The 26,556-nt window shown below is 60.8% G+C and carries 15 protein-coding genes; 7 read left to right on the forward strand and 8 right to left on the reverse strand.

All coding sequences use genetic code 11. From position 1 onward, the window contains the following. The first annotated feature begins 60 nt into the window (after nucleotides 1-60). Both FHX76_RS01125 and FHX76_RS01130 read left to right on the forward strand, forming a co-directional pair. On the forward strand, nucleotides 61-3,597 hold the full coding sequence (locus tag FHX76_RS01125) for a UrvD/REP family ATP-dependent DNA helicase (protein WP_167146788.1): 3,537 nt from the start codon (nucleotides 61-63) through the stop codon (nucleotides 3,595-3,597). After that, complete coding sequence (locus FHX76_RS01130; RefSeq protein WP_341777823.1) at nucleotides 3,558-7,034, forward strand: ATP-dependent DNA helicase; 3,477 nt, start codon at nucleotides 3,558-3,560, stop codon at nucleotides 7,032-7,034. The genes FHX76_RS01125 and FHX76_RS01130 overlap by 40 nt, the downstream gene beginning before the upstream one ends. Nucleotides 7,035-7,047: 13 nt before the next feature. Here FHX76_RS01130 and FHX76_RS01135 read toward each other — a convergent pair whose 3' ends face one another. Next, entirely contained in the window at nucleotides 7,048-8,433 is a 1,386-nt protein-coding gene (locus FHX76_RS01135) for a phosphotransferase (RefSeq protein WP_167146791.1), read from the reverse strand. A gap of 69 nt (nucleotides 8,434-8,502) precedes the next feature. Here FHX76_RS01135 and nudC point away from each other — a divergent pair, with 69 nt between their 5' ends. After that, on the forward strand, nucleotides 8,503-9,474 hold the full coding sequence (nudC, locus tag FHX76_RS01140; RefSeq protein ID WP_167146794.1) for an NAD(+) diphosphatase: 972 nt from the start codon (nucleotides 8,503-8,505) through the stop codon (nucleotides 9,472-9,474). Continuing rightward, nucleotides 9,471-11,159, forward strand: a complete 1,689-nt coding sequence (locus FHX76_RS01145) for an ATP-dependent helicase (protein WP_167146797.1) — start codon at nucleotides 9,471-9,473, stop codon at nucleotides 11,157-11,159. Before nudC ends, FHX76_RS01145 begins: the two co-directional genes overlap by 4 nt. Nucleotides 11,160-11,164: 5 nt before the next feature. Here the strand turns inward: FHX76_RS01145 and FHX76_RS01150 are convergent, their stop codons facing one another. Next, the gene (locus FHX76_RS01150) at nucleotides 11,165-12,088 is read right to left on the reverse strand and encodes a hypothetical protein (protein WP_167146800.1); all 924 of its coding nucleotides are present in this window, start codon (nucleotides 12,086-12,088) and stop codon (nucleotides 11,165-11,167) included. A gap of 128 nt (nucleotides 12,089-12,216) precedes the next feature. After that, nucleotides 12,217-13,686, reverse strand: coding sequence for a zinc-dependent metalloprotease (locus FHX76_RS01155; protein WP_167146803.1), 1,470 nt, complete (start codon nucleotides 13,684-13,686; stop codon nucleotides 12,217-12,219). A gap of 198 nt (nucleotides 13,687-13,884) precedes the next feature. Here FHX76_RS01155 and FHX76_RS01160 point away from each other — a divergent pair, with 198 nt between their 5' ends. From FHX76_RS01160 to FHX76_RS01170, 3 genes are all read left to right on the forward strand, one after another. Next, entirely contained in the window at nucleotides 13,885-15,045 is a 1,161-nt protein-coding gene (locus FHX76_RS01160) for a YlbL family protein (protein WP_167146806.1), read from the forward strand. Nucleotides 15,046-15,091: 46 nt separating this feature from the next. Continuing rightward, complete coding sequence (locus tag FHX76_RS01165) at nucleotides 15,092-18,031, forward strand: UPF0182 family membrane protein (RefSeq protein WP_167146810.1); 2,940 nt, start codon at nucleotides 15,092-15,094, stop codon at nucleotides 18,029-18,031. Between the two features lie 244 nt (nucleotides 18,032-18,275). Next, nucleotides 18,276-19,286: a TerC family protein gene (locus FHX76_RS01170; RefSeq protein ID WP_341777824.1), complete on the forward strand. Its 1,011-nt coding sequence runs from the start codon at nucleotides 18,276-18,278 to the stop codon at nucleotides 19,284-19,286. 454 nt (nucleotides 19,287-19,740) lie between these two features. On the opposite strand, the gene FHX76_RS16625 is transcribed toward FHX76_RS01170, so the two are convergent. The 5 genes from FHX76_RS16625 to FHX76_RS01195 are packed head-to-tail and all read right to left on the reverse strand — an operon-like array spanning nucleotide 19,741 to nucleotide 26,542. Continuing rightward, nucleotides 19,741-21,891, reverse strand: a complete 2,151-nt coding sequence (locus FHX76_RS16625) for an endonuclease/exonuclease/phosphatase family protein (RefSeq protein ID WP_167146813.1) — start codon at nucleotides 21,889-21,891, stop codon at nucleotides 19,741-19,743. Then, nucleotides 21,875-22,942 carry an N-acetylglucosamine kinase gene (locus FHX76_RS01180; protein WP_167146816.1) on the reverse strand — a complete coding sequence of 356 codons (1,068 nt, stop codon included), beginning with the start codon at nucleotides 22,940-22,942 and terminating at the stop codon, nucleotides 21,875-21,877. The genes FHX76_RS16625 and FHX76_RS01180 overlap by 17 nt, the downstream gene beginning before the upstream one ends. Continuing rightward, a complete protein-coding gene (locus FHX76_RS01185; RefSeq protein ID WP_167146819.1) occupies nucleotides 22,933-24,189 on the reverse strand; it encodes a 6-phospho-beta-glucosidase in 1,257 nt (418 codons plus the stop codon). Before FHX76_RS01185 ends, FHX76_RS01180 begins: the two co-directional genes overlap by 10 nt. Next, nucleotides 24,186-25,538 carry an MFS transporter gene (locus FHX76_RS01190; RefSeq protein ID WP_208402399.1) on the reverse strand — a complete coding sequence of 451 codons (1,353 nt, stop codon included), beginning with the start codon at nucleotides 25,536-25,538 and terminating at the stop codon, nucleotides 24,186-24,188. Before FHX76_RS01190 ends, FHX76_RS01185 begins: the two co-directional genes overlap by 4 nt. Continuing rightward, on the reverse strand, nucleotides 25,535-26,542 hold the full coding sequence (locus FHX76_RS01195; protein WP_208402400.1) for a polysaccharide deacetylase family protein: 1,008 nt from the start codon (nucleotides 26,540-26,542) through the stop codon (nucleotides 25,535-25,537). Before FHX76_RS01195 ends, FHX76_RS01190 begins: the two co-directional genes overlap by 4 nt. Nucleotides 26,543-26,556: the final 14 nt, after the last annotated feature.

Below are 26,556 nucleotides of genomic sequence, written 5' to 3' on the forward strand. Positions count from 1 at the left end.
TACGCGACAAAGGGGTCTCGCCCGAACAGAATGTCGGCGGCAGTCGCTAACGTTGGAGGTATGGCATCAGCAACCCCACCTCGAAGCGACCATTCCGGTTCGTTCGATGCTGCGGCATCCGTTGCAGAAACAGGCCTCAACGGCAGCAACGGCACATTAACCGGCAAGACTGAATCGAGCGATGCGCCCGTGGCGAACGCAGGTCATACACAGCCGACAACACCCAAGTGGGATGCCTCGCAACGTGCTGTGCTCCAGCTTGATCCGGCTCAGCACGCGACCATTATTGGTGCTCCCGGTAGCGGCAAAACCGAGCTGCTGATCCAGCTCTACCACGACAGAATCACTCATAATGGCTTCGCGAGTGACGAGATCTTGGTGCTTTCGCCCACTCGTCTCAGTGCGACGCGACTTCGCGATCAGCTCGATGCGCGGATGCAATCGCCAAGTACGGGGCCTCGCGCCCGCACCTCCACCTCGCTGGCCGTTCAGATGGTCACAACCGCGCGCAGCCTTGCCGGGGAACCGCTTCCGCGACTGCTCACGGGGGCGAGCCAGGACCAACTTATTGCGCGGCTGCTGAGCGGTGAAGACCTTGGCGCGTCTGCGCGCGGCAGCAGCCAACGGAGCGGCGAAGGGCTTCCCTCTGACAGCACCGAAGCCGAGCCGACGACCGGCGAATTCGCCGCCGCTCATGCAACCGCTGAGTCGGGAGAGCGAGAGGGCAACGACCCGCTTGGCGTGGCCGAGCACATCATCAACTGGCCCAGCGAGCTTGCTGCTGACGTCCGCGCCCTGCAGGGTTTTCGTAACCAGCTTCGTGAACTCATCCGAGTCTGCATTGACTATGGCCTGAGCGACGAGCAGCTTGCCAGCCTTGGAGAATCCACTGGCAGGCCAGAGTGGATCGCCTGCGCGCAGTTCCTACCGGTGTATCGCAAGGCACTGGCTCGTGAGCATCCGAATGAGTTCGACCTGAGTCAGTTTCACCGTCAGGCTGTTGAGCTTCTGCACGGTGTTGCCTCTGGTGCTGTATCGACAACCTCACTCGGTGACATCGCCCGGCTTCGCTGCATTTTTGTTGATGACGCGCAAGAACTGCCCCGGTCAACCATCGAACTGCTTGTTGCTTTTGCCGCGCGGGGCACGACCATCATCCTGTTTGGCGATCCAGACATCACAACAGAATCGTTTCAGGGGGCCGAACCTCAGTTCCTTGCTGACTTTGGCAATCTGATTGGGGGCAAAACCGTTGAGCGATGTGAGCTGAGCACGGTATACCGTCATAGCCCCGACGTTCGGGCCTTCCTACAGCGAGTTACCGGTCTGATCGGTGCAGCGGGTTGGGGCACGCAGCGTGGCGCCGAAGCGCACGGTGGCGCCGCTGGCAGCGTCACGTTCAGCACAGTGCAGTCAGGGGCAGAACAATCCTCGGCGATCGCGCGCCTGCTGCGTGAGCGACACCTCAAACCGAGTCGCAGACCTGCACCGGTACCACGAGCCTCCGGGGACGAACATCTGAGTGCTCAGCGTCCGAGCGTTGAGGACGGGGCTGTGCCGTGGTCCCGCATGGCCGTGATCTGCCGAAACCGAGCCCAGGCCACCAGGGTTGCCGAATCGCTTGTTGCCCTCGACGTTCCTACGGCCATTGCCGCCGGTGGGACGATCCTCAGGGAACACAACATCGTTCGTGATCTTGCGCTTATTGCGTCTGTCGCACTTCACCAGGCACAGATCGATGGTGTGAGCTTGAACCGGCTGTTGCGAGGCCCACTTGGCGGTCTCGATCACATCGGGCTTCGGAGGCTCAGGGCCGCGTTGCTTCACGAGGAACGCTCGGCAGGAGGCAAACGCACCGCCGATGAATTGCTGCTTGACGCCTTTCTCGCACCCGGCGGCTTTCTTCTCCTTGAGACTCCGGCCGCACGGCTGGCAGAACGTCTCCAACGGGTTCTTGAACGAGCGCGACAGTCAGCCGAGACGCGGGGCAGCATCGAAGATATCCTCTGGGCTGCCTGGAGCGAATCAGGGTTGTCGGCGGTCTGGGAGAAGCAGGCGCTGGCCCAATCCGGTGTTGTCTCCGACGACGCTCACCGCCAGCTCGATGCGGTTGTCGCCCTCTTCTACGCCGCGCAGCGCTACGAAGAACGAGCGCCAGGCAGCGACCCGCGTGATTTCCTTAACCTCTTGATGCTGAGCGATCTTCCAGAAGACACCCTTGCCGCCCACGCCGCAGCGGATACCGTCACCGTCACCACCCCAAACGGGGCCATCGGTCAGCACTTTGACCTCGTTGTGATTCCAGGGCTCCAAGAAGGAGTCTGGCCAAACCTGCGCCTACGTGGTTCGTTGCTTGGCACCGAGCAGCTTGCGCGGCTCAGCGAGCACCCCCTACATGCGCCGCCAGCATCCGCGAACGGCGACGGTATCGACGAACGACGGCTCGTGCTTCACGACGAGCTGCGGATGTTTGCCCAGGCCGTCTCGCGCAGCAACGGCGACGTCGTGGCCGTTGCTGTCGCAAATGAAGACGAGCAGCCGTCGCGCATCTTTGGTCTCGCCCCTGAGGGCAGCGAGAAGCCGTTGCCCTCCGGTGCTCTGAGCCTCAGGGGCATGGTGGGCGAGCTGAGAAGTCGTCTTGAGTTCGAGCTTGAGCAGCATCCTGAACAAGGCAAAGCATTCGCTGACGCTGCGCCCGAAACAGCGGCGCTCGCCCTCCTCGCGAGCAACGGCGTCACAGGGGCCAACCCGGAATCGTGGTACGGAATCCTCGCTCCGAGCAGCACCGAACCGCTTGTCGATCTTGCCCGGCCTGAGGCCACCGTCTCTGTGAGTCCGTCACGGCTTGAATCGTTCGAGACCTGCGAACTCGACTGGGCCATCAACTCGCTTGGGGGAGGCAGTACAAACACCTCTGCAGGGCTTGGCACGCTGGTCCACCGGGCGCTTGAACTCGAACCGACCCCCAACGTTCCTGCGCTGATGGGCCATGTAGACGAAGCCTGGTCAACCCTGAGCTTTGACGCCCAGTGGGACAACACGCGCATGCACGAGCGGGCGCGGCAGATGGTCATCAGGGTTGCCGAGTATCTGGTGAGCTTCGAGCGCGAAGGAGGCACGCTGCTCTCCGCCGAGCAACAGTTTGCCGTCGCGTTTGCGCACGTCCAGCTTCGGGGAGCCATTGACAGGGTCGAGTTGTACCCAGACGACACTCCCGGGTCAGCCGGTCGAGTGGTTATTGTCGATCTGAAGACAGGAAACCCGGCAGTGACAAAAAACACCGTCAATGAGAACGCCCAACTCTCCGCGTATCAACTGGCAGTTGCGGCAGGCGGACTTGAGGGTATCCCCGCCGATGCCCAACCTGGCGGGGCCAAGCTCGTTGTTGTCTCGCCCGACCGATCAAAAACCTTTGTCTCCATTCCGCAAGAGGCCTTTGACACCGAACAGCTCGCCGTGTTTCAGGAGCGGCTGAGCGAAGCAGCAACGGGCATGGCCGGGGCAACATTCCACGCAAACACAACGAGTCACTGCAACAGCGCCTTTAGCTTTGGCCAGTGCACGATCCACACTGTTCGGCCGGTGAGCTTCCGATGACAACAACGGCCTACGAAATCGCCGATGCCATCGGCAAGCCGCCACCCACCGCAGAACAGGTGCTCGTCATCGAGTCCGACCCACACACACCGTCACTTGTTATAGCGGGCGCCGGCAGCGGCAAGACCGAAACGATGGCTAACCGTGTGCTGTGGCTGGTGGCCAACGGGCATGCACAGCCGTCCGACATCCTTGGCCTCACGTTTACGCGCAAAGCCGCTGGTGAACTCGCCGAGCGTATTACTCAGCGGCTCGACCAGCTGGCCGATGTCGGCCTCGCCCAGCGACGAAGCGACGATTTGCTCGATCAGCCAACGGTATCCACCTATAATTCGTTTGCCAGTTCAATCGTGAGCGAACGCAGCCTGCTCGTTGGGCGCGAACCAAATTCCGTCATCATCGATGAATCAACGGCTTGGCGTCTTGCCCGCTCAATTGTGGCTTCGAGCGACGACGAACGGCTGATCGGCATAGATAAAGGGGTCAACAGAATCACCGACCTCGTGTTGCATCTCGAACGGTCACTGCGCGAAAACGTGCGCAGCACCGAGGATGTCAGTGCCGTTGTTCACGATTTTGAGCGACTGCTTGATCTTCCGATCAGCGAAAAACCCGGAAAGAAGACTCCATACGCAGCCCTTGTCACGGCCGTTCGCGACGTCGGTGCTCTCTCTCCACTGCTCGACCTTGTCGAACGCTACAGCTCCGAAAAACGGCGCCGTGGATTTATGGAGTTTTCAGATCAGGTGGCGCTCGCACTCGAAATCTGCCGCCGTTCGCCCTCCACCGTCAGCGATTACCGGGCACGCTATAAATATGTGCTGCTTGACGAATATCAAGACACCTCCGTTGTTCAAACCTGGTTGCTGTCGACCTTGTTCTCTCAGCAGAGTGTCATGGCGGTCGGAGACCCGCACCAATCAATTTACGGTTGGCGCGGAGCAAGCGCCGACAACCTTGATCAGTTTGCACGTCAGTTTGCCGGTGGAACATGCAAGACCCTGTCACTGCTGACCAGTTGGCGCAACGCAAAACGCGTTCTTGACGCGGCGAATCGGGTGGTCGGGCCGCTTTCGAACGCCGCAGCATCCGACCAAGCATCCGAGCAAGCAGTCGTGGCTGACGCGCCCGGTGCGTCGGCACAAGACGTGCAGCTCCTCGGACCGCGTCCGGGCGCGCCCGACGGCACCGTTTCTGCGTACATGGCTGAAACAATCACCGAGGAGGCGGCTTTTCTCGCCGATTGGATGGCCGAACAGCTCGCCACGGCAACCACGGAAAACCCGATCACTGCCGCAGTGATTTGCCGCAACCGTTCGACCATGCCCCTGTTCGCCGAAGCCCTGACCGCGCGAGGCGTGCCCAATAGAATCCTCGGTCTTGGCGGCCTCCTCAGCAGTTCAGAGGTGATCGACATCGTCTCCATGCTTCGCTGCATCTGGTTTACCGATGCCGGCTCGGCGCTCATTCGCATCCTCACGAGTCCCCGATGGAGGCTCGGGGTGAGTGACCTTGCCGCCCTGCATTCGGCGGCTCGCTGGCTCTCCGCGCACGGCGGAATCGGTCAGCAGCCGCTTTCCGACGAACAAAACGAAGCAAAGCGTCATTCTCTGGCGCCGGAAGACAGCGTGTCACTCATCGACGCGCTCGACTCGGTGCAAGATGCCCCCGATAATCACCCAATGCTGAGAGGCTTCAGCGACGCAGGCCTCAGCCGTGCGAGAGATGCCGCACGTACCATTGCAGCGATCAGAACTCGAAGCAGCCTTGGCATCGCCGACCTCGTTCGCATCATCGAAAAAGAGCTGCGGCTCGACCTCGAAGTGCTTGCGGTGACGGGCTATCGCAAGCAGACGCAGCAGTCCGTGCGTGAAGCGCTCATCCACGCACGCAGAAACCTCGACGCGTTGTACGACCTCATCGCGCACTTTCTTGCGGTTGACGAAGAAGGCACCCTTGCGAGCTTCCTTGCCTGGATCGAACACGCCGAGCAGCAAGACAGCATGGCAGCCAGGCCAGAAGCACCAGACCCCAACGCCGTACAGCTCATCACCGCTCACGGTTCAAAAGGTCTTGAATGGGATGTTGTTGCGGTGCCAAGACTTGTCGAGGGGGAGTTCCCCGCGGCCAGCCGAACTGGCGACGGTTGGCTGAGGCTTGGCCAACTGCCCGACGAGCTCAAAGGCGACGCCAACTCACTGCCACAGCTGGACTGGCGCAACGCCGAAACCCAGCAGGAGTTCATTGAATCGCTCGCCGCGTATAAGCAAGAGTCCAAAGACCACAGAGGCTACGAAGAACGCCGGTTGATGTATGTCGCCGTTACCAGGGCGCGCGATGCGCTCCTTCTCACCGGATCGTTTTGGGCCGGCCAGACCAAACCAAAGGGTCCAAGCCCGTTCCTCCTCGAACTCGCCGACGCCGGGATGATCGCTGCGTTACCAGAGCAGAGCGAATACGACGAAAATCCGATAGACCCGCACTCATCAGCCGACCTGTGGCCTGCCGACCCCCTTGGCGCACGTCGACCAGTTGTAGAGGCGGCTGCGGCTGCCGTAGTCAACCAGCTTCGAGACGCTGAGCTGAGGCATAGCGCCCTCAATGACGGGCAGCAACGCGACGATGGTGGGCAGCCGGTCGACGACGATATTCGAGCGCGCATTCCCGACAACCTGCTCACCGATATCGACCTACTGCTTGCAGAACGTGCCGCCAACCAGCGACGGAACACCGATCTCGAACTCCCAGACCGCATAACTGCATCTCGGTTCAAAGACTTTGTAACAGGGTCGCAGGAAGTCGCCAATAGTATGCGACGGCCGGTTCCACAAAAACCCTTCACCCAGACGCGTCTTGGCACCCAGTTTCACGCATGGGTCGAGGAACGCTATGCCACTCCGCGTGGCACCGCTGACACCCTCGATGCCTCGGTGTTCGAGCTTGACGAAGAAGCCGATGAAAACGGCTCGATCGTCATGGGCGCTGAACCCAACGCCAACAGGGGAAGCGTCGCCGAGACGAGCGCATTCGAACAGCTCAAGGCGACCTTCGAAGCCTCACCTTGGGGCGGCCGAGAACCTCACGAAGTAGAACGTGAGATTCACATCCGCTTCGCCGGTCGTACCCTCATCTGCAAGATTGATGCCGTCTACTCGTCAATGATCGATGGCGAAGAGCACTTCGACGTTGTTGACTGGAAAACAGGCAAAGTACCCCGCACCGATCAAGAACGTGCCGACCGTCAGCTCCAGCTGGCCCTGTATCGAATCGCCTATGCCGAGTGGAAAGGCGTGCCAACAGACCGAGTGAGCGTTGCGCTCTACTACGTGGGCGCCGATACCATCATCCGGCCAGAAAGCCTGCCCGGTCGTGCCGAACTCGAAGCGATGTGGATTGACGCCGTCACCGCCCCAAACTCGGGGTGGAAACGAGAATAGCCGAGCGCCGACGCTAGTCGAGCAGGTCGCGCTCGATCGGTTCCGTGACCTGATGGTCTGCATCGTGAGTTGACGACGATGATGGCGAACTCTTGCCTGTTGTACGAGAAGACGTTGCCGCATCAGACGACTCGGCGGGACGGGTCACCCGGCGAGAAGCGGTTGCGTCACGAAGTGACGTGCGCGAGTCCGTAATCACATCGGTACTGTTCCGGTCGGCAGAGGAGCCATCGGCACGGTCGTGGTCGGCACGGTCGTAGCCGGCACCGTTGCGGTCATGGTCCGCACCGTCGTCGTTGGCACCGTTGTGGTTGACGCCGTCGTGGTCGTCATCGTCAAACTCGTCATGCCCAAGGTCGATGCGTTGGCTATCGTCGAGCAGACCCTCGGCCTCGGTGCGAGTCCTCAGAGACACATCGGCCGGAACTTGGTCGAGATAGTCCTGCACCTGCGTCACGCTCATAACCGAAGCACCGGCGCGTTCGGCCTCAACGCTGATGCGGTCAACGAGTACCGCAAACATGTTGACAGCGTCATCGACCACGTTTTGGTCATGCGAGTCTTTGCCGTGAAGCAACCAACGGGCAATATTGAGTTCTGAATAAAACTCTGCACGGCGGAGTACATCAACAGGGTTAGGGATATCGCGAAGCTGAGCATACTCCGCAACTACCGTGACTTGGCTCTGCGAGGGTGCGCTCGTCAGCCACGCAAAGTCGAGAGCCGGATCTGACACGCGAAGTTCGGACCAATCGAGGATGGCGGCAACTTCGGCATCCTCGGTGAAGAGGAACGAATCGGCCGACAGCCCTCCGTTGACGACCGTGCCACTGAACTGCCACAGGTCGGTATCGTTCATGACGGCCTGCCAACGGTTGAGCACGCTTGACGGCACAAGTCGCGTTGCTTCGGCGCGCGCAAGGAGACGCGTGGTCTCTTCTCGAACCTCTGCAGCGCTACGCACGGGAAGGCCAGCTTCGATGATGAGTGAACTTGGCAGTCGGTGAATCGCGGCGATTGCCTTGGCAAGCGAAGGGATTGCAGTTGTATCTGGCCCGAGGTCGTTCTCATCGACCTTCCTGCCCTCCAGGTATCCGTAGACAACAGCCCTGGTGTTGCCGGCGCGAGTCTGCCCAAGCGGTTCGGCGACGGCAAAGGGAAGGCCTTTGCGGGCACCCTGGGTCAGGGCAGCGAGGCCGAGGAGGTCGGCCGACTGGTGCGTTTCAGCAGTCTGGGAGGTGGGGATGCGTATGATGAGTTGTTCGCCGCCGGCCGTGCCAAGCACCGCAGATGTGTAGTCGCCGGAGCCGCCAAACGTATGCTCGTGGACCTGAGTGACCTCAAGGTTCGAGACCGCCGAGGTGGCCAGCGCGGCTAGAGTGAGATGTGAGCGAACCATGCCTCCAAGACTAACCCGTGAGCGTCTCAGAGCCGGGTACATCCGCACGAATTCCGAGATAAGGACACTATGACCAATCGGCAACCGCTACACCTTCCGCTGAGCGCACCGGTGAAGAACCGCGATGCAGCGACGCGGGAAAATGACGAGGCACTTGCTGCAGCTCGCCAAGACCCTCGAGCGTTGTTTCTGGTGTTGTGGCGCGGTGACGTTCTTCTCGAAAGCCCAGTGAACTCGGGTGACGGCTCTGGTTTCGAGACAAATGTTGAGCCGAGCGCTGCCGCTGGCGAGCGGCCGCGTATCCGGTTGGTGCCCAGCAGTGAGGTGCCAGGAACCGGAGAAGATTTTTTCCTCGGTCGGCAAGACGGGCTCGACTCGTCGGGAGCGCCCATCTTCGTTCGTGTGCTGCGTGAAGAACCCGACCCCGTGCATCCCTTCATGAATCTGCGAAGCATGGCGCACGAGCTGTCGGCGGAGGACGCCGCGCTCTGTGTTGAGGCGGTGGCCGTTCAGAACTGGCAAGCGCGCTACGGTTTTTCTCCGACGACTGGTCGCGAAACAGTGGTGAAGCACGGAGGCTGGATGCGCGAAGATCCAGAGTCTGGCGAACAGTTTTTCCCGCGTACCGATCCAGCGGTAATTGTCTTGGTTCGGGACACGGATGATCGTGTCTTGCTCGGGTCAAACGTTCTCTGGGAAACCGGTCGATTCTCACTCCTCGCCGGATTTGTTGAGGCGGGGGAGTCACTCGAGGCTGCGGTTGCTCGCGAGGTGCTTGAGGAATCCGGGCTTCGTATCGTTGACCCTGTGTACCGTGGCTCCCAGCCATGGCCATTTCCTCGTTCGCTCATGCTTGGGTTTGAGGCGAGGATCGCGCCCGACGAGGATCCGCTGAATGCACGCCCTGATGGCCAAGAGATTGTTGACCTGCGTTGGGTGAGTCGCGCGGACATCCTTGCCGACGACAGCACGCTGATCCTGCCAGGAAAATCGTCAATAGCGCGAGCGCTTCTTGACGCGTGGCTTGCTGAGGAACAATGAGCAATAGCAGTGCCGCCTCGGTCTTGAGCCACCTCGACGCCGAGCAGCGCCAGGCCGCTCTCGCCCTCCGCGGGCCCGTCTGCATTTTGGCCGGCGCAGGGACAGGAAAAACGAGGACCATCACGCATCGCATTGCCTACGGCGTGCAGAGCGGAGTGTATTCGCCCCAGCGGGTGCTCGCACTGACGTTTACAACGAGGGCGGCTGCGGAGCTCAGGTCGAGACTCAGGGCCCTTGGTGCGCCGGGAGTCAGCGCGCGCACCTTTCACTCGGCCGCGCTGTCGCAGCTGAGCTTCTTCTGGCCACAGGTTGTTGGTGGCGCAGCACCGGCCGTGATCTCTGGCAAGGGCAGACTCGTTGGACAGGCCGCTGAGCAGCTTCACCTTCGGCTGGATGCTGAGGCTATTAGGGATGTTGCGGCCGAGATCGAGTGGCGAAAGGTCAACCTGCTGTCGCCAGCGCAGTACGAACAGAAATCGGTGCTGCGTCCACGTCCTCCTGGGCTGAGTCAACAACAGCTCATCGAGCTCATGGCTATGTATGAAAAGCTCAAGGACGATCGCCGCCAGATCGACTTTGAGGATGTGCTGCTGCTGACGACTGGTCTGCTCGCCAACGAGCCTCGGGTCGCGCTGCAAGTCCACGAACAGTACCGCCACTTTGTTGTTGACGAGTACCAGGACGTTTCGCCCCTCCAGCAGACACTCCTGAATGCGTGGCTTGGCGATCGCAAAGACCTTTGCGTTGTAGGGGACGCGAGTCAGACTATTTATTCGTTTGCTGGGGCTTCGAGCGATTACCTGCTTCGGTTCGGCTCGACCTATCCGGATGCTGAGGTGGTGCGGCTTGAGCGCAACTACCGGTCGCTGAGCCCGATCGTTTCGGCCGCAAACGCACTGATGCGAGGGCAGCGTGGGGCCCTCACGCTGAAACCGGCGACGGCCTTGCAAAACGCCGGAGAGCCCCCGGTTGTCATGATTGCCGATCATGACCGAGCCGAAGCCGAGATGGTTGCCGACCAGATCGCTGCCCGCATCGGGGAGGGTGTTTCGCCACGCAATATGGCGGTGCTGTTCCGGTTGAATATGCAGTCGGCCATGCTTGAGAGCGCGTTGGCGCTTCGGGGCATTAGCTACCAGGTCAGGGGAGCGGGGCGCTTCTTCGACCGGCCAGTCATTAAGCAGGCAATCCATGCCTTGCGGGCTGCCGCCCTTGCCGCGGCAGATGAGCCGCTGTTTCAATCGGTGAGCGATGTGCTTCGGTCGCTCGGTTGGAGCCAAGAACCGCCAGAGGGCACCGGCGCGACTCGGGAAAAATGGGATTCTCTTGGCGCGCTCATGAGCATTGCTGATGAGGCGCCACCTGGGACGACGTTCCGTCAGTTTGCAGATGACTTGCTTGAGCGGCAGCGGTCGCAGCACGAGCCAACGCTTGACGCCGTGACTCTTGCGACCATACACACGGCTAAGGGCCTCGAATGGGACGACGTCTACGTCATCGGGTTGAGCGAGGGACTGCTCCCGATTTCCTATGCCGAGACCCTTGACGCAATTGCAGAAGAACGACGCCTGTTTTATGTTGCAGTGACACGTGCTCGCCATCACTTGCGGCTTTCGTGGGCAAGACGCGGTAACCGGACTCGAGAGCGTGCCCCATCGAGGTTTCTCCGAGAGATGTCGCTGTAGTCGATTCATTCAGGGATTTGTTCCTGCGTCTGCAGGGTGTCTTGGCAGTCGCATCCGCGATATCGAACGGCCGGGTAGTAGCTGACGCGTCGAGTTGTTGCGCTGAGCACGGCCATACGGCCTGCGAGCGGATGCTGCGCCGTTGGGGTTTGCTTCGACCTGGTGTGATCGTGTGTGCCTGCCTTGCGTCGCCGCGCTTTTGTGTGCGTGGCACGTCGCCACGCCCCCAAGTCGGCGGCTAACCCGGCAAAGGCGAGCGCCTCGATCTCGGGCGTGTGAGTTGGCGCACGAAGCCTGTGGGCCTGCGTTGCAATTGCTGGCCATGCGCTGTCTCGTTCTCGATGGAGGAGCTCAGGGCAGAGCAGGCATCCGCCCGCCGGCAGCGGAACGATAGGCCCCCATCTGACCGAGTGATCCGAAAATACCAGTGCCGTGTGCGGTTGATCGTTGCTCTGCCACGGCTGGAAATGGTGGGGCAGCGCAACGTAGTCGGCGATGACAAGCCCGAGTGGAAACGTGTTTGGCCCTGCAACGCGTGATCGAGTCGACAACTTCTCGAACCCAACGGTGTACAGGAGTGAAGCGAGGAGGTCCTTGCTCGCCGACTCCTGATGTGCCTCGGCTGGCCATCGAAGGTCAACCGGATGAGGCACCGCACGCTCGCTCTGCGGCGGTCTCGGAGTCGAATCGCTGAGGAGAACCGCTCGAAGCCCCTGCAGGAGCTCACGTGCGCGCTCAGGCTCGATGCCAGCTGCTGCTGCGAAATGCTCGAGCGTACCGACGCTCATTCCGCGAGTGAGTAAACTGACAAACCGCTCGTCGTTGTGGGTGACGTTTGTCAGCACTGCCCGTGGCTCGTCAACGCCGAACTGGAGGGTGAACGGGTCCCTCCACACCGGCCAGTACGTTGGATCAATGTGTAGCGTCATGGCACGAGCATGCCAAAAAACGCTGAAACGGCGCAGAAGCTATCCCCAGATCTGAATCTGGTGCTCTGCGCCGCCGTTGCGAAGCGCCTCGTCTTGCGATTCTTCGATGAAGCGGTCCAACCCGATCCCTAGACCGGACGGGGGTCGTCTCCGCCGTCAGGTGTCCCGTTTGCGGCATCCGGGTTCTGGTCGTCAACGATGCCACCACGGTCATTCTCAACGGGACGGTCTGACGAGTCATCCGACAGGAGCTGCGCAAGCGCCTGATCGAACTCTGACTCGGCGTCATCAGTTGGAGCCCCTTCAATGAGCCCGAGACGCGCGAGCAGCAACTCGGGAGCATCAATTTCGTCGCTTGTTGGCAGGATATCTGGGTGGTCCCAGAGGTTGTCGCGTGCCTCGGCACCGCCGACCTCGGCGACCCTCCGCCACATCGTCGCGGCTTCACGGAGCCGGCGGGGACGAAGCTCAAGACCGACGAGGGTCGAGAACGCGGATTCGGCCGGCCCGCCCGTTGCCCTTCTGCGGCGAACGGTCTCAGCGATTGCGTCAGCCTTTGGCAAGCGGCGGGTCGCATCGGCGGTGACAACGTCTACCCACCCTTCGATGAGGGCGAGCATGCTTTCGAGGCGGGCGTGGGCGGAGAGTTGGGCGTCCGTTTTTGCCGGGATGAACGCACCCGTGGTGAGCGCCTGACGCAGCTCCTCCGCGTTTGACGGATCGAACTCGCTCGCAAATTCCTCGAGGCGTGACATGTCGATGTGGATGCCACGCGCATACTCGGTGATTGCGCTAATGAGGTGCAGCCGGAGCCACTTCGCGTGACGGAACAACCTCGCGTGCGCCAGCTCACGAACCGCGAGGTACAGGCGCACCTGGTCGATTGGGATGTCGAGCCCGTCGCCAAACTCGGCAACGTTTTGTGGGAGCAGAGTCGCGATATCGTGTTCAACGAGTGGGATCCCGATGTCACCACCGGACACGACCTCTTGCGAAAGCTGCCCAACAACCTGGCCGAGTTGCGTGGCGAAGAGAGCCCCACCGATGTTGCGGATGAGCTTGCTCGCGCCGCCAAGCGCGGCACGCATCTCTTCTGGGGCGTTTTCCTGCATCGCAGACGTCAGCGCGTTTGAGATGCTGAGCGCGACCGGCTCAGCGAGTTGGCTCCAGGTCGGCATGGTGCGGGTGATCCACTCCGTTCGTGTGAGCAGACGCGGCGTCTCTGCCAACTCGGTGATGTCGGTAGCTTCGCTAAGCCACAGGGCGGCGACGGCGAGCTCCTGATCAAATGCGGTGCGTTCGGCATCCGTCACTTCAAGGGTCTTCGGCTGGGCGATTGCTTTTGCATTGTTGATCGAGAGAGACCAGTCAATGCCGTCACCCTGCGCATTCATTGCCTGTTGGATGTTCGAAAACAGGGCAGCGATTGCGGCAGGGTCGTTCGGAAGGCCAGCGGCGTTGGCAAACTGGGCAGGATCAATTGCGATTCCATCTGGCAAGCCTTCGACCGGCTTGCCTGCGAGCAGGTCGCGAAGGATGCGCTGGAACTCGTCGTCGGGCGTCTGGTCGTTGTCGCCGGTTGGGTCGTTGTCAGCCATGGTGCAACCTCGCTTGCGTTGGTGGTGTTCGATTGGCCGTGTTGTGTGAGATCTGAGGTGTCAGATCAGGATGCTCACAGCCACACAACCTACGTTAACGCGAGTGTGCCCGGTTGAAGCTGAAAATGTTCTAGGCTGGGCCGGTTACGGTTGTGCTTGCGGCGAACAGGCCCTTGCAACCACGGAAGGAACGCGGCGATGATCAACAATAACCCCGGTGAATTTGGGGAACACGGGACGCCCGTTGTGCCATCCGTGCCCCTCACTCCTGAGGCCATCAGGCAACGGAAGCGCCGCCGCGTCGCAACTGCCGCTCTGGTGGTCGCCGCGCTCTCGATCGGCACGCTTGCCCTGCTGCCGTCTCCCTACGTCATTGAGCAGCCTGGCCCCGTGTACAACACGCTCGGCACGGTAACCATCGACGAGAAGCAAGAGCCCATGATCAAGATCGAGGGGGCGCCGACCCACAAAACCACGGGTGAGCTTAACCTGCTGACAGTCTCGATGATCGGAAACCCTGACCAATCGGCAAGTTGGTTATCCATCGGCCTCGCCTGGTTTGACCCCGCAAAAACCGTTGTGCCGATTGAGGCCGTATTTCCGCCAAACGTCACCACCAAACAGCGGAACGAAGAAAACCAAGTGCTCATGGAGGACTCGCAGCAGACCGCTATTGCAGCATCCCTGACCGCCCAAAAAATTGATTTCATCTCACACCTGACGGTTGGCTCGATTGCCGACAAGATGCCGGCAAAGGACGTGCTTGAGGTCGGCGACATCATCACGAGCGCGAACGGAACTCCGGTGACGGATGCCGACCAGCTCCGTTCAATCATCGACAGCAACGGCACCGAAAATCCGGTTGAACTGACGATTGAACGCGACGGTGAAGCCAAATCCGTTTCGCTTACACCCGTCGAAATTTCGTCGAATACCGGACAGACTGCGGTGGTCATTGGCATTGGCCTTATGACGCAGTACGAGTTCCCAATTGACGTCACTATTCAGCTTGACCGGGTTGGCGGACCAAGCGCTGGCATGATGTTCGCTCTCGGCATTACCGACAAGATGACCGAGGGAGATCTGGCCGGCGGCGAGAATATCTCGGGCACAGGAACGATCTCCGCTGATGGAACCGTTGGTGCCATTGGGGGAGCCCGCCAGAAGGTATTTGCAGCCGCATCTGCCGGATCCACGGTGTTTTTGCTTCCAGCAGGCAACTGTCCTGATCTTGGAACCGGACTACCGAAGGGCATTGAGGTGTTCCCCGTTGAGACCCTTAACGATTCGCTTGCCATCCTGGATGCCGTAAGCAGCAAGTCCGATATGGGCACCTTCGACCGCTGCCCAGTCGGCTGACGCTCAGGCGAAAGCAGGTAGAGTGGTTGCCTGACCGCTACTACCAATGAAGAGGCCTCAGTTGACTACTGCCGACGCTAGCCGCCCCGAGACCACCCGTAAGCGACGTTCACCGCTTGCGCTTACCGCCGTCATAGTGGGTGTGCTCATCGTGGCGTTCCTTGCCCTATCCGGTGTGTTCGCCGACGTGCTGTGGTTCCAACAGCTTGGCTTCTTCAACGTGATGGCGACCCAGTGGGTAGCCTCAATTGGGCTCTTCCTCGTTGGCTTCTTCGCCATGGCGATCCCGGTGTACCTCGCCATTGAGCTGAGCTACCGCAAGCGCCCCGTCTACGCAAAGCTCAACGCCCAGCTTGACAGATACCAAGAGGTTATTGAGCCGCTTCGCAAGCTTGCCTCGTTTGGTATCCCAATCGTCTTTGGTATCTTCGCCGGCCTGTCCTCGGCAACGCGCTGGGAAACCGTGCTTACCTGGATCAACCGCACCCCGATGGGAACAACGGACCCCCAATTTGGCCTCGACGTTTCGTTTTACATTTTTGAGCTGCCGTTCTACCGGGGCGTTGTTGCCTTCGCATCGGCCGTTATCCTCATCTGCCTGATCGTTTCTGTTGCGACTTCATACCTGTACGGCGGCATCTCGCTCACGGGTCGAGACTTCCGCGTATCAAAGAGCGCGCGCATCCAGGTAGCTGTTCTTGCCGCTATCTACCTCCTGCTCCAGGGTGTGAGCTTCTGGCTCGACCAGTTCGCGACCCTGACCGGCAGCAGCGGACTCATCACCGGTGCCGGCTACACAGAAGTGCATGCAACGATTCCGAGCAAGGCCATCATGGCCGGCATCGCTGTGCTTGTCGCCATCCTCTTCATCGTGACGGCCGTCAACGGTCGCTGGCGCCTCCCCATCGTTGGAACGGCGCTCCTCATTGTGAGCAGCCTCGTCATCGGCAACCTCTACCCGTGGATCGTTCAGCGATTCCAGGTGCAGCCAAGCGAGAAGTCGCTTGAGGAACCGTACATCCAGCGCAACATCGACAGCACTCGCGATGCCTACGGCCTCGCAAACGTTGAGGTTGAGCCCTACGATGCCATCACCACGGCCGAGCCTGGCGCCCTGCGCAACGATGCCGTGACAACCGCAAACATCCGCATCATTGACCCATCAGTGGTTTCGCCAACGGTTCGTCAGCTTGAGCAGATCAAGCCCTACTACCAGTTCTCAGATCGCCTCGACGTTGACCGCTACGAAATCGACGGAGCCGTCCAGGACGCCGTCGTTGGTGTGCGTGAAGTCAACGTGGCAAACCAAGAGGGTTGGTACAACCAGACGCTCGTCTACACCCACGGCTACGGCCTTGTTGCCGCCTACGGTAACCAACGTTCGGCAGACGGCCTGCCGGTCTTCATGGAGTCGGGCATCCCGACCAGTGGAAAGCTTGGCGAATTCCAGCCCCGCGTGTACTTCGGTGAAAACTCACCGTCGTACTCCATCGTTGGCGGTTCGGGCGATAAAGACATCGAGATGGACTACCCAGCCGGCGAAGACGGCGAGAGCCAGACCCGTACCACCTTCGACGGTGACGGCGGGCCAAAGCTTGATAACTTCTTCAAGCGTCTTGTGTACGCACTGAAGTTCCAGTCAGAGCAGATTGTGCTCTCAGAGGCAGTGACCGACGACTCGCAGATTCTCTACGACCGCGACCCGCTCACCCGTGTACAGAAAGCTGCACCGTACCTCACGCTCGATTCCGACCCGTACTCGTCGGTTGTTGACGGAAAACTGGTCTGGATCGTTGACGGCTACACCACCTCGGCGAACTACCCCTACTCAAAGATCGAGGGACTGAGCGACCTCATCGCTGACAGCGACACGTCACGGCGTGCCCTTGCCTTCGACGACATCAACTACATCCGCAACTCGGTCAAGGCAACGGTTGATGCCTACGACGGTTCAGTAACCCTGTACCAGTGGGATAAAGAAGACCCGATCCTCCAGACCTGGATGAAGGTCTTCCCCGACAGCATCAAGCCTGTTTCCGAGATGAGTGCCGACCTGCTTGCGCACGTTCGTTACCCTGCCGACCTCTTCAAGGTGCAGCGCGCGGTGCTTGGTGAGTACCACGTGACCGACGCGGGCGCCTTCTACTCGCAAGAGGATGCCTGGCGCACGCCGAACGACCCAGTTTCGAAGAGCAGCGAAGACGTACTGCAGCCGCCGTACTACCTCACGCTGTCGCCAGGTAAGGATGCCGACCCGACGTACTCGATCTACTCGACGTATATCCCGCTGGCAACAGGAAGCACCACGCGTAACGTGCTCACCGGTTACTTGACCGCTGACTCGAATGCCGGCTCCGAAAAGGGCAAGGTTGCCGACAGCTACGGAACGTTGAAGCTCCTGACCCTGCCGAAGGGCGATACGATCCCCGGTCCTGGACAGGTGCAGAACAACTTCACAACCGACAACCAGGTCTCCCAGGTGCTTAACATCCTGAGCAACGGTGGCCAGACCACCGTGATCAACGGAAACCTGCTTACCCTGCCTGTTGGTGGCGGTCTGCTCTACGTGCAGCCCGTATACGTGAAGTCACAGGCCGAGACAAGCTACCCGGTGCTGCAGAAGGTACTTGTTGCCTTCGGCGACAAGATCGCGTTTGAGGACACCCTCGACCAGGCGCTCGACAAGCTGTTTGGCGGAGACTCCGGTGCGAGTGCCGGTGACACGGATGTTCCCGGAAACGGTGACACTGAAACACCGACCGAAACCCCGACGGACACCCCAACCGACGGTGCGACACCGGCACCAACGACCCCGTCCGACTCCGGCTCGTCAGGCGACAGCGCGCTCGACACCGCGCTGAAGGACATGCAGCAGGCCATCACTGACCGTGATGCAGCTCGCGCAAAGGGCGACTGGACCGCTTTTGGTGAAGCTGATGCCCGCCTCACGGACGCGCTCAAGCGTGCGCTTGAGGCAAGCAAATAACCAACGATTCATAGCAGGTACGGGGCGCTCCACTTCGGTGGGGCGCCCCGTACTCGTTTGGCCATGAAATGGTGGTAGCATTCTTCAAGCGAAGGGGAGTATCCCGGTTCACCGCAGTCGTCAATACGGCCCACAACCAAGACGTGGGTCCGGATGCGGAGCAGCAGTTCATCTGTTGGGGAGAGACTTTCGATGTGTCTGCGTACCCTCTGGGGCGCCCTACCGTATCGAATAGGAAACTTCTGTGAACACTGCGTTACCCCTGGCGTTTGAAATCATCTCGATGGTGGTTCTCGTCATTATCTTGGTCGTTGACCTCGCCCTCGTGGCGAAGCGCCCGCACATCCCGTCGATGCGCGAGGCAAGCCTCTGGGTCGGCTTCTACGTGGCGCTCGCGCTCATCTTTGCCGGCCTCATGTTCTGGATCGGGGATGCCCAGCACGGCGCCGAGTTCCTCGCTGGCTGGCTCACGGAATACAGCCTGAGCATCGACAACCTTTTTGTGTTTGTCATCATCATGAGCCGCTTCGCCGTTCCGAAGAAGTTCCAGCAAGAAGTGCTCATGATCGGCATCATCCTTGCCCTCGTGCTGCGCGGAATCTTCATCATTGTTGGCGTGCAGATCATCGAAAACTTCAGCGCGATCTTCTACATCTTTGGCGCGTTCCTTGTGTACACCGCGTGGAAGCAGGTTATGCCTGAGAACCACGAAGACGAAGGCAAAGAGAACTTCATGGTTCGGGGCCTGCGCAAGCGCATCAACCTCACCGACGAATTCCACGGCACCAAGTTCCGCACGGTGATCGACGGCAAGAAGTACTGGACGCCGATGCTCATCGTGTTCATCGCGATTGGCACAACGGACTTGCTGTTCGCTATTGACTCGATTCCAGCCATCTTCGGAATCACGCAGAGCGCCTTCATCGTGTTCACTGCAAACGTCTTTGCCCTGATGGGCCTTCGCCAGCTGTACTTCCTACTTGGTGGACTGCTCGACCGCCTCATCTACCTCAAGTACGGCATCGCGGCCATCCTTGGCTTCATCGGTGTGAAGCTCGTGCTGCACGCCATGCACGTCAACGAACTGCCATTTGTCAACGGCGGAGAGCCCATCGAGTGGGCCCCCGAGATCAGCACTTGGACGTCTCTTGGCGTCATCATCGCGGCAATGGCCATTGCTACGATCGCGAGCCTCATCAAGGTGAGCCGCGACAGCAAAAAGGGCGGGGAGCACCTGCACCTCGGCAGCGAGTAGGGACGGCGGGGCCGGGCTTCGGCGCGCGGCACGCCAGGCCCCCTCAGCCACGCATCCGGTAGGCAGAATCCGACACCAACCAAGCGTTTTGTGTCGGATTTTGTCTACCCAGCGACTGCCGGAGCCCGAGCTGAACGTCAACATCGTCGACCAACGAGGAAGATGGGTAGCCAGCGTGGACATGTACTTTCCAGAATTCGATGTCATCGTGGAATATGACGGCGATCAGCACCGGACACCAACTCGGCAGTATGAGCGCGACGCGCAATGACTCGAACAACTCACCAAGACAAGCTGCCGTGTGCTGCGCGTTCGTGCTCGCGGACTCTGGCAAGACCAAATCGGCACGGCCGGGCGCATCCGCAGGGCACGTGTTGCCGCCGGCCGGAGATCATAGCGCCAATGCGACACTGAGCCCACACATTACCGTCCGTTTGAACCAAATCGAGGGATGCTACCGCACCGAGACGCGCGCCACGATCGGTTTGTGGTCGCTCGCCTTGCTGTCTACCGAGGCCACCCGTTCTACCGTGATTCCTGGTGTGACGAAGACATAATCTAAGCGGGATTCTGGCTCGGAGCCGCCGGGAGCTCCCCAGAAGGTAGTCGCGGTTGGGTCGCCATATTGGGCAAGGGCGTCTGTCCAGCCGCGTTCGCCGAGGGCAGCGAGTTCAGGGGACTCGGGAGTGGTATTAAAATCGCCCAACAAGATGGCGGGAGCGCGACCGTCCCAGATCGCGTTGAGTTCGTCGAGCTGCGCCCCTCTGACGTTATCGTCGCCAGAGACATGGTCGAGGTGGGTTACCAAGACCGTGAGGTCGGTTGACGGCCCCTCGGCGGTCCCAGCGACGGAGAGCGTTGCTTCGAGCATCCCTCGGCGTTCGCCGCTTGAGGCATCGAAGTGGTGATATTCCCAGTCTGTGACCGGCAGGCGTGACAGCAGTGCATTGCCGTAGAGCCCATCGGGGGAGTTGGTGCCGTACAGAAATGGTAGGTCCAGTTCTGCCGCCAACACGGCCAGCACATCGTTGTACCCGTTATTTGCTCGGCCCCTATTGACCTCCTGCACGGCAAGTATGTCTGGATCTTGGGTTCGCACCAGGTCGACGAGGCCTCCGAGATTAACATGGGTGTTAGCGTCGAGCCCCTGGTGGAGATTGAGCGTCATGACGGTGATCTGGGCTGGCTCAGAAGAAGTATGCGTTGTCGTGGACGAGGAATGGTCTCTCGCGGGCGGTAGCGAAGGCGGGGCGTATGCAATGGCTCCGACACACGTGACCGCAACCGCGACGAGCGTTATCGATGCGACCACGACGCGGCCGGTGAGTCCAAACCTTCCAGCCTCATCTCGGAGGGCGTTCGGCCCTGACCCCGAGGCGAGCCCGACGGGCACCTCCCCGAGGCGTAGCGCCGCAACAATCGCGCAGACTCCTGCGACGAGGCCGGCGACGGGAACTGCCTCGGTCACGTCGTAGAGCGCGGCGAGTGACAGCGCAAGATACCCGACGAATCCAAGGAAAACCGCGACGCTTCGTGGCCAGGTGGCGTGAAGCGAGTTGGTGCGGGGCACAGGACGCAACGCGAGAATGATGGCACACACGAGCGAGGCGCCAAGAACGGGCAGTGCCGCTCCCCAGAGGCTGAACCCGGCAAGAAGAGCGCCGGACATGAGAATCGCGACGCCACCCGACACGATGGAGAACCATCGCGCTGGCCGCCGCCCTCGCGTTGTGCCCCAGAGCCCGAGTCCGAGGCCGACGGCGGGACCGAGCACCGCGACGAGGCCGCTGAGCCATGGAATCTCGATTGCCGAGCCTTCGATTGCAGCGGAAGCCGGATTGGCGGCTACCCCGATTGCCTGTTGGTTTGCCGCTGCCGTCAGAACGGCCATGAGGGTGAGTCCGATGGATGCCGCGCCGTAGGCCGATGTTGGCGCGCTCTCTGCGATCAGACTTGACCGCGCTCCCGGTACCTTGGCCTCGTTGAGGGCTGGCAGGATCTTGTGGACACTGGTCCAGTTATGAGTCACGAGGGTCAGCGCTGCCAGCGCGACCACAACCACGATGACCGTCGAGCCTGGGTCTCGATGCCAGACAAGATCGTAGTTCCCGAGGCCGATACGGATGGCAGTATCGGCAAGAAGCGCGAGTCCGAGTGACAGCGCAACGAGCGACACGCGGCCGCGGCTATCGCTGCCATTATCGGCTTTCTGCAACGGTAACCCGTTCACGAGCGTCGTGAGTATGACCATGAGCGAGGCGACACCGAGGCTGCTGGCCACCAGATCGATTGGTGCCGACCCGCTGAATTGCAGCACCACCCGCGCCCCGATGAGAACGAACCCGGCGAGAGAAAACAGTGTTAGCGCCGAGGTGAAGCGCCGCAGGAGCGGTACAAGGAGGCCGGACGCAAAGACCGCAAGCGCAGTGAGGACCAAGAGCGGGACGGAGAGCGAATCGCCGAGATACCAAATGACCGAGGGCAGAAATGCCCTCAGTGTCTGGAACCCGGCAAGAAGGAGGAGCATTGCGGCAGCGACGGCGACGCCAGGAAAAGGCGGGGAAGTGACCCTCGCTGCTGCGGGGTTGTCAGTGGTGGTTGACACTGTTGAGGTCCTCTCTGACCTGTTGCTCAATCTGGTCTGGCGTGGTGCCGCCGTGCGCCCGGTCGAGACTGCTGAGGACGGAGCCGAGCACAGGCTTTGCCGTCACAAACGTGATTGCGGCCGACGGCGCGAGCTGCTCGATGGCGGGGATGACCTGGTCGATGAGCAGCGGATGCCGCGCGACGATCACTGAGCCTCCGAGCAGAATCTCGGTTGGACCCTCGGCCAAGGACGGCCTGTCTGCTGGCCATCCCAGCTGTTGCATGGCGGCACGAACGTAGGCAATGATTTCGTCGGCTTGGCTGCGAACCAAGCGCGTTGCGACCGGATCACCGCTGCGTTCGGCAATCTCAAAAATGGTTGGCGCAAACCCGTCATATAGGTCTTGCCCGAGCTGGCCGAGGTGGAGGCGATGCGCCGCCTCAACCGCGGTAGCCGTGCCGGCAAACTGGGCAATCGCAGCGCTCAACTCGGTGAACTGGCCCCTGCCATCCTCGCCCCTGCAGGCGTGCCAGAACGCGGCCCGTGACAGGTCGCTTCCGCCGCCCCAGTCGCCGCTCAGGTATCCGAGTGATGAGAAACGCGCAGTGCTGCCGTTGGCTCGATGGCCAACGCAGTTCATCCCTGTGCCGCAGCCAACAACGAGTGCATCAGCGGCAGAGGTGCCTGCCCTGAGAAGCGCGAACATGTCATTTTCGACCACAAGGTCGTCGGATATGAGACCGGCAGGAGCCAGCTGTCGCCGCGCTTCGGTCGTGATGGCATCGATTTCTTCTGGCAGATCGGCGCCTGACATTGAGAGTGTCGCGTGGGTCATTTGGACGCCGTGATCAAATCGTGCGTTGAGGGCGGCCACGAGCGGTTCAAGATAGCCAAGAAGATTTGCCACGGCCTCGGCAGGGCCAACGTACTGTGGCAACCTCGACCTGCCGCGCGTGTTCGCGAGCACGTTGCCCTTGAGATCACAGATAGCGACGTCTGTTTTGGTGCCTCCGGCGTCTACCCCGAGAACAACGGGGAGAACACTGGGAGACGGAACGGTTACGCCCATGCCAGATGGGCCTTATTCTCGCGAAGGATGGCGTCGGTGAGGGTGTCGGCCTGCTCGTACTGACCAACGAGGGGATGCGCGAGCAGCGCTCGGAACACGCGATCGCGCCCACCGTGCAGGGCCGCTTCGACCGCAAGCTGCTCGTACGCGGAGACGTGTGAGATGAGGCCGGCTTCGAGCGGAGCAAGGACAGCGAGGGGCTCGGCGATCGGCCCGTCTGCGGTGATTCTGGCTGGGATCTCAACGACCGCATCCGGCGACAACTGCGCAAAGGTCGAACCGTTACGCATATTAACCACCTGTCGGTCGCCGCGATTGGTATGCAACGAGGTGATCAGATCAACCGCGGCCTCGGAATAGAAGGCCCCGCCCCGAGAGGCAAGCTGTTCTGGTTTGGTGTTGAGCTTTGGGTCTGCGTAGAGCTCAAGCAGTTCGCGCTCAACCTGCGCGACGAAGGCGGCGCGTGGCTGCGTTGTTGCCGCCTCTCGCACGACCTGGTCGTGGCGGTAGAAGAATTGCAGATAGTACGAGGGGATGCTGCCGAGGCGACGCAGCTGACCGATCGATTGGTGCGTGTGCTCCTCGAGTTCGGCCGCGTGATTTGCAAGCAACTCTGGCAACATTTCTACGCCGTCGAGAAGGACCGAGCGCTCCCAGGTGAGGTGGTTGAGCCCAACATGGTCGATGGTGAGCCGGGACGGCTCCACCTTGAGGGCCTTCGCAAAGGTGCGCTGGAACCCGATGGCAACGTTGCACAGCCCAACCGCGCGGTGCCCAGCATCAAGCAGGGCGCGCGTGACGATGCCGACAGGATTGGTGAAGTCTACGATCCACGCGTTTGGTTTGGCGAAGCGCCGGACCGCCTCGGCAATCTCAAGCACTTTTGGAACCGTTCTCAGCGCCTTGGCGAGCCCGCCGGCACCCGTTGTTTCTTGGCCAACGCAGCCGCATTCGAGCGGAAATGTCTCGTCGCTCAGCCGTGCCGTCTGGCCGCCAACTCGCAGCTGGATGAGCACAATATCTGCATCGGCAAGCCCGGCCTCGAGGCTTGTGGTCCAGGTAACGGCGCCCGGATGTTGCTCGCGCGCGAACATCCGCTGGCCGAGGGGCCCGACAAGATTGAGCCGGTCCTCCGCAGGATCGATGAGTGTGAGCTCGGCGAGGCCGAGCACCCGACTCAGGCGGGCGAACCCGTCGATGAGTTCTGGGGTGTAGGTGGAGCCTCCTCCAACAACTGCGATTTTCATAAGGTCTCCTCGGTGACGGGTTGGGGGCGGTCCGCGATGGGGTAAAACAGGTAGGCGATAAAGGCGAGCACAAGGATGCCGAGAGGGATGCCGGCAATCATGAGCCGCACGCCGAGCGCAACGGATTCTGGTTGCACGCTGAGGTTAGCGTCATACCCCGACATTGCAAGGACGCCGCCGATTACGGCTGCCTGCACGGTTACTGACCAGCGCACAATAAAACCGTTGACTCCGAGAAACATGCCCTCTCGTCGAACCCCGTTGCGTTCGGCATCGAGGTCGATCACTTCGGCCAACAGGATGTCGAGCAAGACCAACATTCCTGCGACCGCGATACCAACAACAGCCGCCGTGATGAGCACAAGCGCGATGCCGTTGGCAAACAGGAACGGAATCAGCCCGACGGCGTAGACAACGATCGTGGCGAGGATCGCAAGCTTCGCCCCAAACCTCCGGATGACGATGCCCCAGGCATACACCATGGGGATAGCAACGAGGAAGATCGTCGCCATAACGATTGAGATGAGTGTGGGGTCTGGGTCGCCGAGCACATACTTGGTATAGAACGGCACACTCGCCTGCAGGAGCACGAGGCTGAGCTGCAGCATGAAACTTCCGATGACGTAGCTGACAAACGCTCGATTCTTGAGCGTGTGCCCGAGGGCCTGCACAAACGAAAACTCGACGGTGGATGCCGGGCGGCGTTCAACCGTCGATGTTGCGGCGATCGCCATGCAGGCAACGGCCACAATGCCAAGCGCGATGCCCATACCCGCCCAGCCGAGCAGCCCGTACAGGACAGGGGCAAGGCCAACGCCAAGAATCATCCCAACAATGGCGAACATCTGTCGCCAAGCCGAACCGCTCGCGCGCTCAGCCGTTGTGATGAACATTTCGGGGAAAACCGCGCCGTAGTTGAGAACGACAAGCACAAAGAGTACGTCGTAGACGAGTACAACCGCGAGGAAGTACCAGAACAGACCGGTTGGTGTGTTGGCGAGCGGAATCCAGATCATGGTGAAGGCAGCCGCAAGGGGGACCGTGCCAAACATGATGTATGGGAGTCGGCGACCCCATTTGCTGCGGGTGCGGTCGGAGAGGTGCCCAAAAATGGGGTTGAGTACGGCGTTGAACACCCCGTGGATGCCCATGGCAAGCGCAATCATGGCCGGGTCGGCTTTCAACTCGTCAACGTAGAAGAACACCGCGAGCGTCGCGAAGGTCTGCGCCATGATGTTGACCGAGAGATTTCCTGCCCCGAAGCCGGCCATTGTGCGGCGTTTGAGCGGGGCTACCGCGACCTCGCCTGCCGGAGAGGGACCGGCGTTGGTGACATCGATGTTGCTCATGCGCCTGCCGCCGTATCTGACTGACGACCACCGGAAGGAACCCCAACGTCTCTACGCATGACGTCACGAAGATCGCGCCAGGTTGCAGTGTGAATGCCGGCCGCGGCGAGTTCTGCGTGGAACGAAGGATCGCTGAACAGCTCCAGCTCAATCGCGCGTTTTTCGCAGTTTGGACTCATCGCCCGCAACTCGTCGCTCATCTCGAAGGGATGGATGTAAACCTCGGTCACCCCTGAGTTGATCGAGGTCAACATCGTGAGCATGTCTTGTCGCACCGACTCACGTGTCTCGCCCTCCTCAAGAGAGAACGGAAGCGTCCACGTATAGTCGGGAATGACAACCCCGAGTTGGTCAGCGTAGGCAGCGCGAGCGGCCACGAGCTGATCGGCAAGCGGACGGATCGCCTCCGGAAGCGCGATGCCGTAAAGATCGGCGACCCTCGGGAGACGGAACGGAAGCCGATGGTGTGCACAGGCCTCAATCGCAATCTCGAGGAAGTCCCTTCCCGTTTCGAGCCCGTAGAGGCTCCCCATGTGATTATCAACGTGACTCGGGTCAACGCCGAGGGCCATGGCGTGCTGGATCTGCGCCTCGATCTGCTTCCGTACTTCGTCGGGGTCTGCCTGCTGCTCAAACGTTGCGCAATCGGCTGGGAAGTAGCCAAGGGCATCCACGAGGCTTGCGGTTGAATCGGGAACGCCCGCGCTCGCGGAAGCGATCGGACGCCAGCGATAGCCGTTCCACTCGCTCGTGAAGACCAAGTGCACGCCGATGTTGAGTTCTGGCTGCGCCGCAGCAATCTGAGCAGCCTGCGGAGCCCAGGAACAGGGTGTCATGAGTGTTGCTGAGCCAATAGCTCCCTCGTTGAGCAGACGGTGGATACCGCGGTTGGCGGCGAGGCTCATCCCAAAGTCGTCGGCATTGACGATAAGGATGCGGTCGTGTGGTGCGTATCCGAGCCGCTCATTGAGGCGGCTCGGCGCGGATTGCTGTTCTACCATCATTGGTCCTTTGCTGA

Origin of the sequence: Lysinibacter cavernae, from assembly GCF_011758565.1 — a bacterium.
GTDB classification, from domain to species: domain Bacteria; phylum Actinomycetota; class Actinomycetes; order Actinomycetales; family Microbacteriaceae; genus Lysinibacter; species Lysinibacter cavernae.

Excerpts from the sequence above, each read along its gene's own strand:
- FHX76_RS01125 (WP_167146788.1), top strand. The coding sequence starts at position 61 with ATGGCATCAGCAACCCCACCTCGAAGCGACCATTCCGGTTCGTTCGAT.
- FHX76_RS01135 (WP_167146791.1), bottom strand. The coding sequence starts at position 8,433 with ATGGTTCGCTCACATCTCACTCTAGCCGCGCTGGCCACCTCGGCGGTC.
- nudC (WP_167146794.1), top strand. The coding sequence starts at position 8,503 with ATGACCAATCGGCAACCGCTACACCTTCCGCTGAGCGCACCGGTGAAG.
- FHX76_RS01145 (WP_167146797.1), top strand. The coding sequence starts at position 9,471 with ATGAGCAATAGCAGTGCCGCCTCGGTCTTGAGCCACCTCGACGCCGAG.
- FHX76_RS01150 (WP_167146800.1), bottom strand. The coding sequence starts at position 12,088 with ATGACGCTACACATTGATCCAACGTACTGGCCGGTGTGGAGGGACCCG.
- FHX76_RS01155 (WP_167146803.1), bottom strand. The coding sequence starts at position 13,686 with ATGGCTGACAACGACCCAACCGGCGACAACGACCAGACGCCCGACGAC.
- FHX76_RS01160 (WP_167146806.1), top strand. The coding sequence starts at position 13,885 with ATGATCAACAATAACCCCGGTGAATTTGGGGAACACGGGACGCCCGTT.
- FHX76_RS01165 (WP_167146810.1), top strand. The coding sequence starts at position 15,092 with ATGAAGAGGCCTCAGTTGACTACTGCCGACGCTAGCCGCCCCGAGACC.
- FHX76_RS01180 (WP_167146816.1), bottom strand. The coding sequence starts at position 22,942 with ATGGGCGTAACCGTTCCGTCTCCCAGTGTTCTCCCCGTTGTTCTCGGG.
- FHX76_RS01185 (WP_167146819.1), bottom strand. The coding sequence starts at position 24,189 with ATGAAAATCGCAGTTGTTGGAGGAGGCTCCACCTACACCCCAGAACTC.
- FHX76_RS01190 (WP_208402399.1), bottom strand. The coding sequence starts at position 25,538 with ATGAGCAACATCGATGTCACCAACGCCGGTCCCTCTCCGGCAGGCGAG.
- FHX76_RS01195 (WP_208402400.1), bottom strand. The coding sequence starts at position 26,542 with ATGATGGTAGAACAGCAATCCGCGCCGAGCCGCCTCAATGAGCGGCTC.